Raw genomic sequence first — 15,524 nt, 5'->3', positions numbered from 1 at the left:
AGCTTCCCCCGTCGGTGCGGGGTCCGGCGTCGGTGCGGGATCCGGCGTCGGTGCGGGATTCGGCGTCCGAGCCGGCTTCGGCATCGGTGCGGTAGCCGGCGTCCGTGCGGGGTCCGGCATCGGTTGAGGGTCCGGCATCGGTCAGAGGATGTCACGGCGACGCAGCAGCGCGCCGGCCAGCAGCGCGAAACCGACCAGGTAGCCGGCGACCGCCAGCGCCGCCCGGCCACCGCCGACGACCTGCTCGACGCCGGGGGTGGCCGGGGCGGCACCGAGCGCGGCCACCAGCGAACCGGCGTTCGGTCCGGGCAGCCACCGTTGCAGCTCCGCTACCCAGTCCAACAGCGGCGCGGCGAGGCTGGCCAGCAGATTCTGTACGGCCAGCAGCCACACCAGGCCCAGCCCGATCGGCAGCGCCACCCCGCGCAGCAGCACGGCGAGCAGGACACCGAGGGCGGCCCACATGGCGGCGACGAGCCAGCCCGCGGCCACCCCGGTCAGCAGTTCGGCGGGCGCCGGCCAGTGCACCGGTTGGTCCTCGACACCGGCGATCACCGCGCTCGTCACCGCCCCGGCGGCAAAGAGCGCCACTACGGTGACCAGCGTTGCCACGGCCAGCGCGAGGAGCTTTCCGGCGTATCCGACCAACCGCGACGGTCCCCGGGTGAGCAGCGTCTTCCAGGTGCCCCAGCCGTACTCGGCGCCGACGGTCAGCACCCCGAGGATCAGCATGATCGCCCCGAGGAAGACCGGCAGGCCGCCGATCGAGTTGCCGACCAGCTCGGCCGGGAGCAGTGTGGCCACCGTCGGCGCGCCGGGCGGTCCGCCCTCCGCACCCGCCGCCCCGCCGGCGTCACCGGCGTACGGGACGAGGTAGCCGAAGGTCAGGCTGAGCGCGACCGTCACCGCCAGCAGCAGCCAGTTGGCCGGCCGGCGTACCAGCTTGACCAGCTCGGCCACCGTCACGTTGCCGAGCCCACCGGCTCGGGGGCGCGGGGCGTCGCGACCGCCCGCCACGGACGTCAGGTCAGCGAACAGTCCGGACATCGCCGGCCTCCTCCCGCAGATCGCCGCCGGCCCGGCCCGCGCCGACGCCGGTGAGTTGCGGGCCTCCGTCCGGGCCGGCCCGCCCCTCGGCGTCGGGCACCCGCCCCTCGGCCGTGAGTTCGAAGAACACCTGCTCCAGGTCGCGTTCCCGGGGGCGCAGCTCGTGGACCGCGACCCCGGAGCCGACCAGCTCCGCGTTGACCCACGCCGCCCGGTCCGGATCCACCGCGAGGTCGAGGCCGCCGTCGACCACCCGTACCCGCTCGGGGCCGAGCAGCGCGCGGGCCCGGCTGGCAGCGGTGTCGAGCGGCTCCGCCACCACCCGCAGGCTGGCCGTGCCGCGCAGGTCGGCGACGCTGCTCTCGGCGACGAGGCGTCCCCGTGCCACCACGCCGACCCGGTCGCAGACCTGCTGGACCTCGCCGAGCAGGTGGCTGGAGAGCAGCACGGTGCAGCCGGTGGCACCGAGCCTGCGGATCAGGGTCCGCATCTCCGCCATGCCGGCCGGGTCCAGCCCGTTGGTCGGCTCGTCGAGGATGAGCAGTCGGGGATCGGCGAGCAGCGCCGCCGCCACGCCGAGCCGCTGCTTCATCCCGAGTGAGTAGGTCTCGTACCGGTCGCCGGACCGGTCGGCGAGGTCGACCAGTTCCAGTACGGTCCGGATCCGCCCGGTGGGGCTGCCGGCGTAGCGGGCCAGCACCCACAGGTTGTCCCGCCCGGAGAGGTACGGGTAGAAGGCCGGTCCCTCGATCAGCGCACCGACCCGGTTCAACTGTCCCGGGGCGGTCGGCGGCCGGCCGAACAGCCGGACCGTTCCGGCGCTGGGCCGGACCAGGCCGAGCAGCATCCGCAGGGTGCTGGTCTTGCCGGCGCCGTTGGGGCCGAGGAAGCCGTAGACCTCACCCGCGCGGACGGTCAGGTTGAGCGCGTCGACCGCGGTGAGGTCGCCGTACCGCTTGGTCAGGCCGCTGGTCTCGACCGGATGCCGCGGTCCGGCGCCCGGCAGTCCGGCCGCGACGCCCGTCGGTTCTGTCATGCCACCGACGATCCCGCCCCGCCGGCCCAGCGACGTCCGCCGCCGAGCGACTCCCCGGCTACGTCCGCTGACGTAGCGCGCGGTTAACAGGGGGCCCTTCCTCTACCGAAAGCGATAACAAGGGCCCCTTCCTTACACCCCCTTCCTTACACGGCGGCGGCGAGCACGGCGGCCTCGACCCGGTCCCGCTCGGCGTCGTCGGGCCAGCTCCCGACCAGGTAGAACGCGTCCACCACGTCGCCGCCCAGGGTGGAGATCCGGGCCGCCCGCACCTGGGCGCCGGCCTCGTCCAGCGCGCTGGTCACCCGGTAGAGCAGTCCGCCCGCGTCGGCGGCGCGCAGCTCCAGCACCACCGCGTCGGTGGCCGCCGCGCGGTGCCAGACCACCCGGGGCGGCGATCCACCGCCGCGGGCCGCGAGCGCCCGGCCGCGCAGCCGCTGGGTCACCGAGACGTCCCCGCTGACCGCCCGGCGCAGGTCGGCGGCGAGGGCGATCGGATCCGGCGGGGTGCCGTAGCGGGGCTGGACCAGGAACTCCACCAGTGCCCGCCCCTCGACCATGGAGGCGTCCGCGGCCAGCACCTCCAGCCGGTGCAGGGCCAGGCAACCGGCGACCGCGGCGAGCAGGCCCCGCCGGTCCGCCGCGGCCACGGCCACCCGGTCCCCCTCCAGGTGTACGGCCGGCAGCGGCCCCGCCACCAGGGCCGGGTCCGGGGCCGGCGGGTCGGGCAGCAGGCCGGTGTCGAGCCGGGTATGCACCCGGCGGACCAGCTCGGCGATGAGCCGGGCCTTCCAGTCCGACCAGGCGGCCGGTCCGGTCGCCTGGGCGTCGGCCCGGGCCAGCGCGTGCAGCAGGCTGAGGGTGGTGCTGTCCCCGACCGCCTCGCCGACGCCGGAGATGGTGACCGGGTCGCCGATGTCGCGCCGGGTCGCCACGTCGGGCAGCAGCAGGTGCAGCCGGACCAGCTTCTCGATCAGCGCCACCTCGGCCGGCGGCAGCCCGACCCGGGCGGCGATCCGGGCGGCGACCGGCGCCCCGACCAGGCTGTGGTCCCCGCCGAGCCCCTTGCCCACGTCGTGCAGGAACGCGGCGAGCAGCAACAGGTCGGGCCGGTCCACCTCGCGGGCGTACCGGGTCGCCTCCGCCGCCGCCTGCACGAGGTGCCGGTCCAGGGTGTACCGGTGCACCGGGTTGTGCTGGGGCAGGCTGCGCATCCGGGTCCACTCCGGCAGCCAGCGGTCGACCAGGCCGTACCGGTCGCAGGTCTCCCAGGTGGCGACCAGGCCGGGACCGGCGCCGAGCAGGGTGACCAGGGCGGCCCGGGCGGCCGGCGGCCACGGCGTGGGCAGCGGCGGGCAGTAGGCGGCGAGCCATTCGCAGGTGGCCCGGGCGATCGGCAGCCCAGCGGTGGCGGCCGCGGCGGCGACCCGCAGCGACAGGCTCGGGTCGGGGCGGGCCCCGATGGCGGTACGGGCGAGCACCAGCTCGCCGTCCTGCTCCACCACGTCCCGGGCGACCGGGCGGCGCTGGGGCCGGCCGTCGGCGCCCCGCCGTCGGCCGGAGCGGAGCCGGTCGGCGGCCCGGAACGCGTCGTCCAGGGCGTGGCTGACGGTACGGGCGTCCCCGGCGACCCGGCGCAGCACCGCGTCGCCGTCCTCCAGCCGGAGCAGCCCGGCGACGGCCGCCCGCTCCTGGGCGAGCAGCCGGTCGACCCGCCGCCGCAGCGACTGGTGCAGGGCGTCCCGGATGTCGAGCAGCCGTACGTGGGCGGCCCGGACCGCCGGACGGAGGGTGTCGCTGATCCCGGCGAAGGCGATGGCGCGGAGCAGGCCGACGTCCCGCAGCCCGCCGGCGGCCTCCTTCAGGTCCCCTTCGAGCAGGAAGGCGAGTTCGCCGTGGGCCCGCCAGCGGTTCACGGTGATCTCCCGCAGCCCCGGCAGCGTCCGTACGGCGGTCCGCCGCCACTGGTCGGCGGCGGCGTCGACCAGCCGGGCGGAGAGTTCGGCGTCCCCGGCGACGTGCCGGGCGTCGAGGAGGCCGAGCGCGACCTTCACGTCGTCGTGCGCCACCGAGAGCGCTTCACCGATGGTGCGCACCGAGTGGTCCAGCCCGAGCCGGGCGTCCCAGATCGGGTACCAGAGCGCGGCGGCGAGTTCGTCCATGCCGGGCACCCCGGCGTGCAGCAGCACCAGGTCCAGGTCGCCGCAGGGCGCGCACTGCCGCCGGCCGAGGCCGCCGACCGCGATCAGGGCCACCCCGCGGGCGTTGGCCAGGTCGGGGGCGATGCCGGTGTCGCGCAGGCCCCCGGCGAGCAGCCGGGCCAGCCAGGCGTCGAGCGCCGCCGCACGCTGCTCGCGTGCGGCGGCGCCGATGCCGGCGATGACCGGGGGACTCGGATCACGCTTCGTTCCGGTGGTCACCGGCACCGGCCCCCTGGTCATCGTGGGTGTCAGAGCGCGTCGAGGCCGCGCTCGCCGGTACGGACCCGGATCACGTCCTCCACGCCGGTCACCCAGACCTTCCCGTCGCCGATCTTTCCGGTACGGGCCGCGGTGACCACCGCGTCCACCACCTTCTCGACGTCGATCTCGTCCGTCAGGACCTCGACCCGGATCTTCGGCAGGAACTCCACGGTGTACTCGGCACCCCGGTACACCTCGGTGTGGCCCTTCTGCCGTCCGTACCCCTGGACCTCGCTGACGGTCAGGCCGGCCACGCCGAGGGCGTGCAGGGCCTCCTTCACCGCGTCCAGCTGGTACGGCTTGATGACCGCGGTCACCAGCTTCATGTCCAACCCCTCCATCGCTGCAACGTTAACCGGCGACCTTTTCACTGACCGGGGCGGCCGGCTCGGCCGCCCCCGTGCTGCTGCCGGGCGTACCGATCCCGGCCATGGCGAACGCGCCGCCGGTACCACTGCTACCCGCCGTGGACAGGTCGTAGCCGCTCTCCGCGTGTTCCGCGATGTCGATGCCCTCGACCTCGGCCTCGCTGGCCACCCGGAAGCCGATGGTCTTCTGGATGACGAACGCCAGCACCCAGGCGATGGCGAAGGACCAGACGGTGACGATCAGGCCCGCCAGCGCCTGCCGGCCGAGCTGGGTCAGCCCGCCGCCGTAGAAGAGTCCGTCGGAGGCGCCGACAACGTCGCTGATGGCGCCGTTGACCTGGTTGGTGGCGAACAGGCCCAGCCAGAGCGAGCCGATCCAGCCACCGACGAAGTGCACGCCGACCACGTCGAGCGAGTCGTCGTAGCCGAGCTTGTACTTCAGGCTGACCGCGAGCGCGCAGACCCCGCCGGCGACCAGGCCGAGCAGCACGGACGCCCAGGGGGCGATGAAGCCACAGGCGGGGGTGATCGCGACCAGACCGGCGATGGCGCCGGAGGAGGCACCGACCAGGGTCGGCCGCCCGTCCTTGACCCACTCGACGAAGATCCAGCCGAGCACGGCGGCGGCCGTGGCGAGCTGGGTGTTGATGAACGCCAGGCCGGCGACGGAGTCGACGGTGAGTTCCGAACCGGCGTTGAAGCCGAACCAGCCGAACCAGAGCAGCCCGGCGCCGAGCGCGACCAGCGGGATGTTGTGCGGCTTCATGCCCTCCCGGGGCCAGCCGAGCCGCCTGCCGAGCACCAGCGCCACGGCGAGCGCCGCCGCACCGGCGTTGATGTGCACGGCGGTGCCGCCGGCGAAGTCCAGCGCGTGGATGTCGCCGCCGATGATGCCGCCGCCCCACACCCAGTGCGCGACCGGGAAGTAGACCAGGGTGGCCCAGCCGAACGCGAAGAGCAGCCAGCCGGCGAACTTCGCCCGGTCGGAGATGGCGCCGCTGATCAGCGCGACGGTGATCACCGCGAAGACCATCTGGAACGCCATGAAGACGTACAGCGGCACGCCGATGCCGCTCACGTTCTCGGCCGTCGCACCCCAGAGGTCCGTCTCGGCCAGGAACGTCTTGGTGCCCAGGTACTGCGCGGGGTCGCCCCAGAATCCGTTCACGTCGGTGCCGAACGCGACGCTGAAACCGTAGAACCACCACAGAATCGAGATGAGCCCGATCGCGGAGAAGCTCATCATCATCATGTTGAGCACGCCCTTGGACCGGTTCAGGCCGCCGTAGAACAGCGCCAGACCGGGCGTCATGAGCAACACGAGCGCCGTCGACACCAGCAGCCAGGCGGTGTTGCCGGTGTCGATCGTCGGTGCGTCAGGCACGCTGGCCTCCTAATGATTGGTTACCCTCCTTCCCGGCCCACCGAGGCAGCATCGCGCCCGTACGCCGGTTGGGCGGAAGCTTCCTGCGTAGCTGTTTCACACATGGTGCCCGCTCCGTTTCAACCGGGTGACGGGTTGTTTCGAACATGTGAAGAAACGCGCACTATCGATGGAACGGACGGGGGCATACCAGCCGAATAGCCCGTCGCCGTTGTACGGACAGCGACGAACGGCTACCGGAGCGCGTATTCCAGCGTGTGCCGTTCGTAGTCCAGCAGCCGCAGATCGCGCATCGGCCGGCGCAGGTGCCCCTTGTGCACGATCCGGACGAACGCCGGGTCACCCGCGGCCGCCATCCGGCGGATCCCCTCCACGTGGTCCACGATCCGCTTGCGGATGGTGCGGACCAGCCGGTGCCGGTCCCGGGGGATCAGCCCGTACGCGTCGGCGAAGAGCCGCAGCCGACGCGGACGGTTCGGCCGCTGCCAGCCGAGGGTGTACGAGTCACGGTCGGAGAAGAGGGGCACCCAGGTCCAGGCCGCATACGCCACGTCGTAGATGCGGGCGCCGGGCGAGGCGAGGTCGAAGTCGATCAGCGCCAGGGTGCCGTCCGGGCGCCAGATCACGTTGTGCGGCGCGGCGTCGTGGTGGCAGATCACCTCGGTGTCCGGTGGGGGCGGCCCGAAGGACCGCCACACCGCGCTCGGCGGTGGGGTGAAGCCGTACTGCGCGTCGTGGAACATCCGCAGCATGGTGGCGACGGTCACCAGCGCCTCGTCGGTGACCCAGTGCGGGGCGAGCGGGTATTCCCCGCACTCCCCCTCCAGGTACGACAGGACCTCCCGGTTGCGCGAGTCCATGCCCAGGGCTCGCGGCGACCCGGTGAAGCCGACGTATTCCAGGTGGCGCAGCAGGGCGTGCACGGAGGGCGTCCACGGGCCGGCGTTGCGCCGTACCGTGTCGCCCACCCGCACGACGGTGCTGACGTTCCCGCCGTGCAGCGGGATCTCCTGCGAAGTCACGTACGTCTCTCCCGAGGCGCCAGGCCGGTCCGCGGCCGTCTCCCCGCGCCCGGGCGGGGCGCGTCACCAGAGTCACCCGAGATTACGCGTCGACGCCAAGCGGCTCGGTGCCGAGGAGCGCGTCGACGAACTGTGCGGGGTCGAACGGGGCCAGGTCGTCGGGGCCCTCGCCCAGTCCCACCAGCTTCACCGGGATGCCGAGCTTGCGTTGCACGGCGATCACGATGCCGCCCTTGGCGGTGCCGTCGAGCTTGGTCAGCACCACGCCGGTGACGTCGACCACCTCGGTGAAGACCCGCGCCTGCTCCAGCCCGTTCTGCCCGGTGGTGGCGTCGAGGACCAGCAGCGTCTCGTCCACCGGCCCGTGCCGGGAGACCACCCGCTTGATCTTGCCGAGCTCGTCCATCAGGCCGACCTTGTTCTGCAACCGGCCGGCGGTGTCGATCAGCACCGCGTCGACGGAGGCCTCGATCCCGCGCTGCACCGCGTCGAACGCCACGCTCGCCGGGTCCGCGCCCTCGGGACCCCGGACCACCTCCGCACCGACCCGGCCGGCCCAGGTGGCGAGCTGATCGGCGGCGGCCGCCCGGAACGTGTCGGCGGCGCCCAGCACCACGCTGCGGCCGTCGGCGACCAGCACCCGGGCCACCTTGCCGCAGGTGGTGGTCTTGCCGGCGCCGTTGACGCCGACCACCAGCAGGACCGCCGGGGTCCCGCCGGGCCGGGTCGAGCGCAGGGTCCGGTCCAGCGTCGGGTCCAGCGCGCCGACCAGCTCGTCGGCGAGCAGGGTACGCAGCTCGGTGGCGCTGCGGGTGCCGAGGACGGAGGTCCGCTCCCGGAGCCGGTCGACGATCTCCCGGGTCGCCTCGACCCCGACGTCGGCGCCGATCAGGCTGTCCTCGATCTCCTCCCAGACCTCCTCGTCGAGGTGGTCGCGGGCGAGCAGCGTCAGCAGCCCCTTGCCGAAGACGTTCTGCGAACGGGACAGCCGGGCACGCAACCGGACCAACCGCCCGGCCGTCGGCTCGGGCCGCTCCCGTACCGGCGGCGCCAGCACCTCGGCGGGGGGCGCGGCGACCTCGGTGGGCGGGGCGCGCGGCGCCTGCACCTCGGTCGGTGGCGGCACGGGTGGGACGGGCGGGGCCGGCGGGATCGGCGGGAGCGGCGGGGCGGGCCGGCCGCCGCGCCGGCGCACCACCAGACCGGCCGTCAGGGCCACCGCGAACAGCACGAGCACGCCGACCACGATCAACACGGCGACGAGGTTGTCCATACGGCCGATCCTGTCAGACGTCGGGCCGGCCGGCGCAGCCGCCGCACCTGCGGCGTGGCGAGTCGCCCGAGTAGGCTCGCCGCCAGATTCCGGCGGCGTCCGCCGGGTACGCCGGCCAGCAGGAGGGATGCGCCAGCCAGCCGGCGGTAAGGAACCGGCTGGACGGGAATCCGCCGCCCGCCGCCCACCACCCGCTCGGAGGTTCCGCCATGCCCACCGCTCGGCTGCTGATCGGCCCGGTACTTCGCCGGGTGGTCGGATCCAGGGCCACCGTCTGGGTGGAGAGCAGCGGGCCGGCGCTGGTCCGGGTGCGTACCCGGGACGGGGCGAGCGGCGAGGCGCCCACCTTCACCGCCTTCGACCACCACTACGCGCTGGTGGTGGTGGAGGGGCTCACGCCCGGCTCGGCCGCACCGTACCAGGTGCTCCTCGACGACGAGCAGGTCTGGCCGGAACCGGGGTCGACGTTCCCGCCGAGCGTGATCCACACCCGCCCCGAGGGCGATCCCGGGGCCACCCTGGTCTTCGGGTCGTGCCGGGAGACCACCCAGCACGCCACCGCGCGGCGGCTGCCCCCGGACGCGCTCGACGCGTACGCCCGGCGGTTGATGGCCGGGTCCGGCGCGGACGCCGACCGGCCCGACCTGCTGGTGCTGCTCGGCGACCAGGTGTACGCCGACCAGACCTCGCCGACGGTGCGCAAGCTGCTGCGGCGGCGCCGCAACCGCCGGGCGGACGCCCCGGTCGACCAGGTGGTCAGCTTCGACGAGTACACCAAGCTCTATCTGGAGTCGTGGCGGGATCCGGAGATCCGCTGGCTCCTCTCCACCGTGCCGAGCGTGATGATCTTCGACGACCACGAGATCATCGACGACTGGAACACCTCGGCGCCGTGGCGGACGGAGACCCACGCCCAGCCGTGGTGGCCGGAGCGGGTCGCCAGCGGGCTCGCCTCCTACTGGGTCTACCAGCACCTCGGCAACCTGTCCCCGGACGAGATCGCCGCCGACCCGGTCTACGCCAAGGTCGTGGCGGCCGAGGACGCCACCGAGGTGCTGCGCGAGTTCGGCCACCGGGTGGACGCCGAGGCGGCCGAGTACGACGCCGCGCTCGGCCGGGGTGAGACACCGGCCGAGGCCGCCGCGGCCGGCCGGTACCAGTGGAGCTACGCCCTGGACGTGGGCCGCACCCGGCTCGTGGTGCTGGACAACCGGTGCAGCCGGGTGCTGGACCGGACGCACCGGGCGATGCTGCCGCCCGCCGAGTGGTCCTGGTTCACCGACCGGGTGCACGGCGACTACGACCACCTGGTCGTCGGCTCGTCACTGCCCTGGCTCCTGCCGCCGGGCATCCACCACCTGGAGTCCTGGAACGAGCGGCTCGCCGACTCGCCCCGCCCCCGGGTGGCGGCGCTCTCCGAACGGCTGCGCCGGGCGCTCGACCTGGAGCACTGGGCCGCGTTCCGCCGCTCGTTCGACGCGCTGGCCATGGTCTTCGCCCGGCTGGGCACCGGCCCGACGGACCACCCGGACGATCCGGTGGGCGCCGGACCGGCGTACCGGCCGCCGGCGTCGATCAGCGTGCTCTCCGGTGACGTGCACCACTCGTACGTCGCCCGTGCCCGGTTCGGCACCGGGATGCGCACCCCGGTGCACCAGTTGACCTGCTCGCCCATCCACAACCAGGTGCCCGCCCCGATGCGCCCGCTGATGCGGCTCGGCTGGTGGCGCGGGCCGGCCCTGGCCACCCGGGCGCTGGCCCGCTCGGCCGGGATCCGCCGCCCGCCGATCGGGTGGCGCCGGCTGGACGGGCCGTACTTCGGCAACGCGGTGAGCACGCTGCGGCACGACCGGCGCTCCGCCGAGGTGGTCATCGAGGGCACCACCCGGGAGGGGCGGCTGCAACCGGTCGCCCACCGCCGCCTGACCGCCTGACCGCCTGACCGCCTGACCGCCTGACCGCCTGGCCCGGGGCCCGGTCGACCGCGCTGGCTCTTCGGCGCCGGCGGTCGTGCGATCATGTCCGGATGACCTGGACCGCCCCGGAAACCGACCGCGACCCGGCTCCCGTGGTGGCCGACGAGCGCACCATGCTCGACGGCTGGCTCGACTTCCACCGGCAAACCCTGCTGACCAGGTGTGCCGGCCTCACCGCCGAGCAGCTCCGGACGGCCAGCGTCGAGCCCTCCCGGATGACCCTGCTGGGTCTGGTCCGGCACTGCGCCGACAACGAGCGGTACTGGTTCCGCCAGCAGTTCGCCGGGCTTGACCTGCCGAACGTGTACTTCACGCCGGAGCAGCCGGACCGCGAGTTCGAGGACATCATCGACGCCGACCCGGAGGCCGACTTCGCCACCTTCCGGGAGGAGATCGAGCTGGCCCGCCAGACGGCGGCCGGCCGCTCGCTCGACGAGACGTTCGTCAGCCCCAAGGGCCGGGACGTCAGCCTGCGCTGGGTCTACCTGCACATGATCGAGGAGTACGCCCGGCACAACGGGCACGCCGACCTCCTCCGCGAACGGATCGACGGCGCCACCGGCGAGTGAGGACGGTGCGGCTGCGGCGCTGGCCACCCCGGAGCGGAACGCGCTCGCGGTGAGCTGGTTGAACGGCGGAACGCGATACCGTCGCACGGCATCCCGGACCGCCCCGGTGATCGACGGCGATCAGACGCCGAGTACCGCCCGCAGGTAGCGCGCGTCGGCCGGACCGGTCCACCGGTACGCGGAGAGGCCGGCCGCCCGGGCGCCGAGCACCGACCGGTCCTCGTCGTCGACGAAGAGCACCCTGGCCGGCGGCACGTCGATGGCCAGGCACGCCTGCTGGAAGAACTCCTTCGCCGGCTTGTGCACCCCGAGCCTCGCGGAGTTGACCACCGTGTCCACCTCGTCGGTGAGGGCCAGTGCGGCCAGGTCGGCGTCGAGCCGGTCGGTCGCGTTGGTGGCCAGCCCGACCCGCAGGCCGGCGGCGCGGGCGGCCCGGACGAAGGTGAGTACGTCCGGATCGACCTCGCCGCGGTAGTCCTGCCACTCCTGCACCGCCGCCCGGGCCTTCTCCGGGTCGCCGGCCGGCCCGGCCAGCGCCTCCGCCACGCTCGTCACCCAGTCGGCGTGGCTCACCTCGCCGGCCACCGCCGGGCGGAGCCGGGACCACCGCATCGCGGTGTCGAGGATCGCGCCGGCCGGCAGCCCGTGCCGGCGTTCCACTCCGGCGGTCACCTCGGGGTCCCACGAACGCAGCACCCCGTCCAGGTCCAGTAGCACCGCGGTCGGGCGTTCCCGGGGCATCAGTCCTCCTCGTCGTTGAGCCGCTGGCTGATCACCTGGGTCACGCCGCTGCGCATGGTCACGCCGTACAAGGCGTCGGCCACCTCCATCGTCCGCTTCTGGTGAGTAACAATGATCAACTGGCTCTTCGCGCGCAACTGGGCCAGCAGCGTGATCAGGCGGCCCAGGTTGACGTCGTCCAGCGCCGCCTCGACCTCGTCCATGATGTAGAACGGGCTGGGCCGGGCCCGGAAGATCGCGACCAGCATGGCCACCGCGGTCAGCGACCGCTCGCCGCCGGAGAGCAGCGAGAGACGCTTGATCTTCTTGCCCGGCGGCCGGGCCTCGACCTCCACCCCCGTGGTCAGCAGATCCTCCGGATCCGTCAGCACCAACCGCCCCTCGCCGCCCGGGAAGAGCACGGTGAAGACCTGCTCGAACTCCCGGGCCGTGTCGGCGAACGCGCTGGCGAAGACCTCCAGGATCCGGTCGTCCACGTCCTTGACCACGGTCAGCAGGTCCCGGCGGGTGGCCTTGAGGTCCTCCAGCTGCTCGGAGAGGAACTTGAAGCGCTCCTCCAGCGCCGCGAACTCCTCCAGCGCCAGCGGGTTCACCTTGCCCAGCAGCGCCAGCTCCCGCTCCGCCTTCGCGGCCCGCTTCTCCTGCACCGGCCGCTCGAACGGCACCGGCTCCGGCACCGGCCGGCCGTCCCGCTCGGCCGCGGTCACCTCGGCCTGGCTCGGCGGGACCGGCTGCTGCGGGCCGTACTCCGCGACCAGCGTCTCCACGTCCAGCGCGAAGTCCTCGGCCGCCTTCGCCTCCAACTGCTCGATCCGCAGCCGCTGCTCGGCGCGGGCCACCTCGTCCCGGTGCACCGCACTGGTCAGCCGCTCCAGGTCGGCGCCGAGCCGCTTGGCCGCGCCGCGTACCTCCTGGAGCTCGGCCTCCCGCGCGGACCGGGCCAGCGCCACCTCGTCCCGGTGCTCCTCGGCGGCGGCGAGCGAGACCGCGAGCCGGGTCAGCGCCTCCCGGGCGCCGATCTCCACGGCCCGGGCGATGGTGGCCCCGCGCACCCGGGCCGCGCGGCGGGCCGCCGCCCGCTCGCGGGCGGCCCGCTCCGCCCGGGCCTGCCGGGCCAGCGAGTCGGCCCGGCCGGCGATGGACGCGACCCGCTCCTCGGCGGTACGCACCGCGAGCCGGACCTCCATCTCGTTCTGCCGCGCCGGCGGCAGGTACGCGGCGAGTTCGTCCCGTTCGGCGGTGGAGGGCTCGGCGTCGATCGGGGTGGCCTCGGCCAGCCGCAGCCGCTCCTCCAGCTCGGCGAGGGTGGCGAGGTCGTGTTCCCGGGCCTGTTCGGCGCGGGACCGGGACTCGGCGAGCCGCTCGGTCTCCGCCTTCGCCGAACGGGCGGCGGCACCCAGCTCGGCGAGCCGACGGGCGGCCGCGTTGCGCTGCCCCTCCGCCTCCCGCTTCACCGCCGCCGCGGCGGCGACCGCCGCCTTGTGCTCCGCCACCTCGGCGCGCGCGTCGTCGAGCTGCTCGCGCAGCTCCGCGCTGCTCTGCTCGGCGGCTGCCCGGTTGATCCGGGCCTCCTCGACGGCGGCCTGCACCTCCAGGTAGCTGGGCGCCTTCGCCGACCCGCCCGCCGCCACGTACGCGCCGAGCACGTCGCCGTCGCGGGTCACCGCGCGCAGTTGCGGGTTGGCCGCCACCACCCGGGCCGCCGCCGCCAGGTCCTCGACCAGGACCACGTCGCGCAGCGCCCGGTGCACCGCCGGGCGGACGTCCTCCGGGCAGCCGACCAGGTCCGGGGCCCAGCGTGCGCCGTCCGGCAGCGCGGGGCGCAGCGAGTCGGCCGAGCCCAGCATGCCCGGCCCGGCCGGACCACCCACCAGGAGGTCGGCGCGTCCGGCATCGGAGATGCGCAGCAGCCGCATCGCCTCGACGGCCTCGTCGACCCCGGCCACCGCCACCGCGTCGGCCAGGCCGCCCAGCGCCGCCGCCAGGGCCGCCTCGTGCCCCGGCTCGACGGTGAGCATGCCGGCCAGGCTGCCCAGCAGCCCCGGCACCTCGTCCCCCCGGGCCAGCAGCGCTCCGGCACCGTCCTTGCGGCGCAGCCCCATGGCCAGCGCCTCCTCGCGCGCCTTCCAGGTCGCCGCGTCCTTCTCCGCCGCGCGTTCGGCGTCCGACAACGCCCGTACGGTGGCCGCCGCCGTCTCCTGGGCGGCGACCGCCTCCGCGTGCCGGGCGTCCAGGTCCGCGTTGTCCCGGTCCGCCTCGCTGGACCGCTCCGCCACCGCGTCGAGTTCGGCCTGCGCCTGCGCGGCCCGGGCCTGCGCGTCGGTGTGCGCGGCGACCAGCCGTTGGATCTCCTCGGCCGCCGAGCCGGTACGGGCCCGCGCCGAGTTGACCTGCCCGGTCAGCTTGGCCAGGCCCTCCCGCCGGTCGGCGATGGCCTTCGCGGCGACGACCAGCGCCCGTTCCGCCTCGGCGAGCTGGCGTTCGAGCTGCTGCCGGCTCTCCACCGCCTCGGCCAGCCGGATCTGGTCCTCGGTCAGCGCGGCACGCAGCTCCTCCTCGTGCGCCCGCACCTGCTCGGCCTCGGCTTCGAGCTGGTCCGGGTCCCGGCCGGGGCGCTCGTCGTCCGGGGTGGCGCTCAGGTGCCGCAGCCGCTCCCGGGCCAGCTGCTCGGTGGAGCGGAACCGCTCGGTGAGCGCGGAGAGCTGGTACCAGGTGTCCTGGGCCCGGGCCAGCAGCGGAGCGTCGGAGGCCAGCTCGGTCTCCAGGTCGGCCAACCGGCGCTGGACCTCGTGGTGCTCCTGCTCGACCTGCTCGCGCCGCTGCCGCAGGGCCGTCTCGTCGGCGATCTCCTTGTCCAGCGTCGAGCGGAGGGTGGCGAGGTCGTCGGCGAGCAGCCGTAGCCGGGCGTCGCGCAGGTCGGCCTGGATCCCCTGCGCCCGGCGGGCCACCTCGGCCTGCTTGCCCAGCGGCTTGAGCTGCCGGCGCAGTTCGGCGGTGAGGTCGGTCAGCCGGTTGAGGTTGACCTGCATCGCGTCCAGCTTGCGCAGGGCCTTCTCCTTGCGCTTGCGGTGCTTGAGTACGCCCGCGGCCTCCTCGACGAACGCCCGCCGGTCCTCCGGCTTCGCGTGCAGTACGGCGTCCAGCTGCCCCTGCCCGACGATGACGTGCATCTCCCGCCCGATGCCGGAGTCGGAGAGCAGTTCCTGGATGTCGAGCAGCCGGCAGGAGTCCCCGTTGATCTCGTACTCGCTCTCACCCGAGCGGAACATCCGACGGGTGATCGACACCTCGGTGTACTCGATCGGGAGGGCGCCGTCGGTGTTGTCGATCGTCAGGGTGACCTCGGCGCGGCCCAGCGGTGCCCGGCCGGCGGTGCCGGCGAAGATCACGTCCTCCATCTTGCCGCCCCGCAACGCCTTGGCGCTGTGCTCGCCGAGCACCCAGGCGATGGCGTCGACGACGTTCGACTTGCCGGAACCGTTCGGTCCCACCACGCAGGTGATCCCCGGCTCCAGCTTGAAGGTCGTGCTCGAGGCGAAGGACTTGAAACCCTTCACCGTCAGGCTCTTGAGATACACGCTCTCGATCCTCGTCCGACGTGACCGCCGGGCGGACTCCCCGCTGGCCGATCCGCCCACTCCGGTCC

General features: G+C 74.1%; 11 protein-coding genes. 2 read left to right on the top strand and 9 right to left on the bottom strand.

Annotated elements, in window-relative coordinates:
- Positions 1-141: 141 nt before the first annotated feature.
- The 7 genes from ACQEUR_RS11870 to ftsY all read right to left on the bottom strand — a co-directional run bounded on the left by ACQEUR_RS11870 (position 142) and on the right by ftsY (position 8,592).
- A complete protein-coding gene (locus tag ACQEUR_RS11870) occupies positions 142-1,047 on the bottom strand; it encodes an ABC transporter permease (protein WP_433029412.1) in 906 nt (301 codons plus the stop codon).
- The gene (locus tag ACQEUR_RS11865) at positions 1,028-2,083 is read right to left on the bottom strand and encodes an ABC transporter ATP-binding protein (RefSeq protein WP_433029410.1); all 1,056 of its coding nucleotides are present in this window, start codon (positions 2,081-2,083) and stop codon (positions 1,028-1,030) included. The genes ACQEUR_RS11870 and ACQEUR_RS11865 overlap by 20 nt, the downstream gene beginning before the upstream one ends.
- A 146-nt stretch (positions 2,084-2,229) precedes the next feature.
- Positions 2,230-4,524, bottom strand: a complete 2,295-nt coding sequence (locus ACQEUR_RS11860) for a [protein-PII] uridylyltransferase (RefSeq protein WP_433029408.1) — start codon at positions 4,522-4,524, stop codon at positions 2,230-2,232.
- Positions 4,525-4,532: 8 nt separating this feature from the next.
- Positions 4,533-4,871, bottom strand: coding sequence for a P-II family nitrogen regulator (locus tag ACQEUR_RS11855; RefSeq protein ID WP_433029533.1), 339 nt, complete (start codon positions 4,869-4,871; stop codon positions 4,533-4,535).
- A 25-nt stretch (positions 4,872-4,896) separates the two neighbouring features.
- Positions 4,897-6,297 carry an ammonium transporter gene (locus tag ACQEUR_RS11850; protein ID WP_433029406.1) on the bottom strand — a complete coding sequence of 467 codons (1,401 nt, stop codon included), beginning with the start codon at positions 6,295-6,297 and terminating at the stop codon, positions 4,897-4,899.
- A 233-nt stretch (positions 6,298-6,530) separates the two neighbouring features.
- Complete coding sequence (locus tag ACQEUR_RS11845) at positions 6,531-7,319, bottom strand: aminoglycoside phosphotransferase family protein (protein ID WP_433029404.1); 789 nt, start codon at positions 7,317-7,319, stop codon at positions 6,531-6,533.
- A gap of 82 nt (positions 7,320-7,401) precedes the next feature.
- Positions 7,402-8,592 (bottom strand): signal recognition particle-docking protein FtsY, encoded by a 1,191-nt coding sequence (gene ftsY / locus ACQEUR_RS11840; RefSeq protein ID WP_433029402.1) that lies wholly within the window; start codon positions 8,590-8,592, stop codon positions 7,402-7,404.
- Between the two features lie 209 nt (positions 8,593-8,801).
- Between ftsY and ACQEUR_RS11835 the strand changes: the two genes are divergently transcribed.
- Positions 8,802-10,526: an alkaline phosphatase D family protein gene (locus ACQEUR_RS11835; protein WP_433029400.1), complete on the top strand. Its 1,725-nt coding sequence runs from the start codon at positions 8,802-8,804 to the stop codon at positions 10,524-10,526.
- 92 nt (positions 10,527-10,618) lie between these two features.
- Complete coding sequence (locus ACQEUR_RS11830; RefSeq protein ID WP_433029398.1) at positions 10,619-11,137, top strand: DinB family protein; 519 nt, start codon at positions 10,619-10,621, stop codon at positions 11,135-11,137.
- Between the two features lie 120 nt (positions 11,138-11,257).
- On the opposite strand, the gene ACQEUR_RS11825 is transcribed toward ACQEUR_RS11830, so the two are convergent.
- Positions 11,258-11,878 (bottom strand): HAD-IA family hydrolase, encoded by a 621-nt coding sequence (locus ACQEUR_RS11825; RefSeq protein ID WP_433029396.1) that lies wholly within the window; start codon positions 11,876-11,878, stop codon positions 11,258-11,260.
- Positions 11,878-15,456, bottom strand: a complete 3,579-nt coding sequence (smc, locus tag ACQEUR_RS11820; RefSeq protein WP_433029394.1) for a chromosome segregation protein SMC — start codon at positions 15,454-15,456, stop codon at positions 11,878-11,880. Before smc ends, ACQEUR_RS11825 begins: the two co-directional genes overlap by 1 nt.
- Positions 15,457-15,524: the final 68 nt, after the last annotated feature.

Origin of the sequence: Plantactinospora sp. CA-290183 (assembly GCF_050936375.1) — a bacterium.
Classification (GTDB): Bacteria; Actinomycetota; Actinomycetes; order Mycobacteriales; family Micromonosporaceae; genus Plantactinospora.
Note: the sequence above shows the minus strand (reverse complement) of the source record. Positions and strands in the feature narration are given on the sequence as shown.

What these genes read in the sequence shown, in the direction of transcription:
- ACQEUR_RS11865 (WP_433029410.1), bottom strand. Translation starts at nt 2,083, where the DNA reads ATGACAGAACCGACGGGCGTCGCGGCCGGACTGCCGGGCGCCGGACCG.
- ACQEUR_RS11870 (WP_433029412.1), bottom strand. Translation starts at nt 1,047, where the DNA reads ATGTCCGGACTGTTCGCTGACCTGACGTCCGTGGCGGGCGGTCGCGAC.
- ACQEUR_RS11825 (WP_433029396.1), bottom strand. Translation starts at nt 11,878, where the DNA reads ATGCCCCGGGAACGCCCGACCGCGGTGCTACTGGACCTGGACGGGGTG.
- ACQEUR_RS11830 (WP_433029398.1), top strand. Translation starts at nt 10,619, where the DNA reads ATGACCTGGACCGCCCCGGAAACCGACCGCGACCCGGCTCCCGTGGTG.
- ACQEUR_RS11860 (WP_433029408.1), bottom strand. Translation starts at nt 4,524, where the DNA reads ATGACCAGGGGGCCGGTGCCGGTGACCACCGGAACGAAGCGTGATCCG.
- ftsY (WP_433029402.1), bottom strand. Translation starts at nt 8,592, where the DNA reads ATGGACAACCTCGTCGCCGTGTTGATCGTGGTCGGCGTGCTCGTGCTG.
- ACQEUR_RS11835 (WP_433029400.1), top strand. Translation starts at nt 8,802, where the DNA reads ATGCCCACCGCTCGGCTGCTGATCGGCCCGGTACTTCGCCGGGTGGTC.
- ACQEUR_RS11855 (WP_433029533.1), bottom strand. Translation starts at nt 4,871, where the DNA reads ATGAAGCTGGTGACCGCGGTCATCAAGCCGTACCAGCTGGACGCGGTG.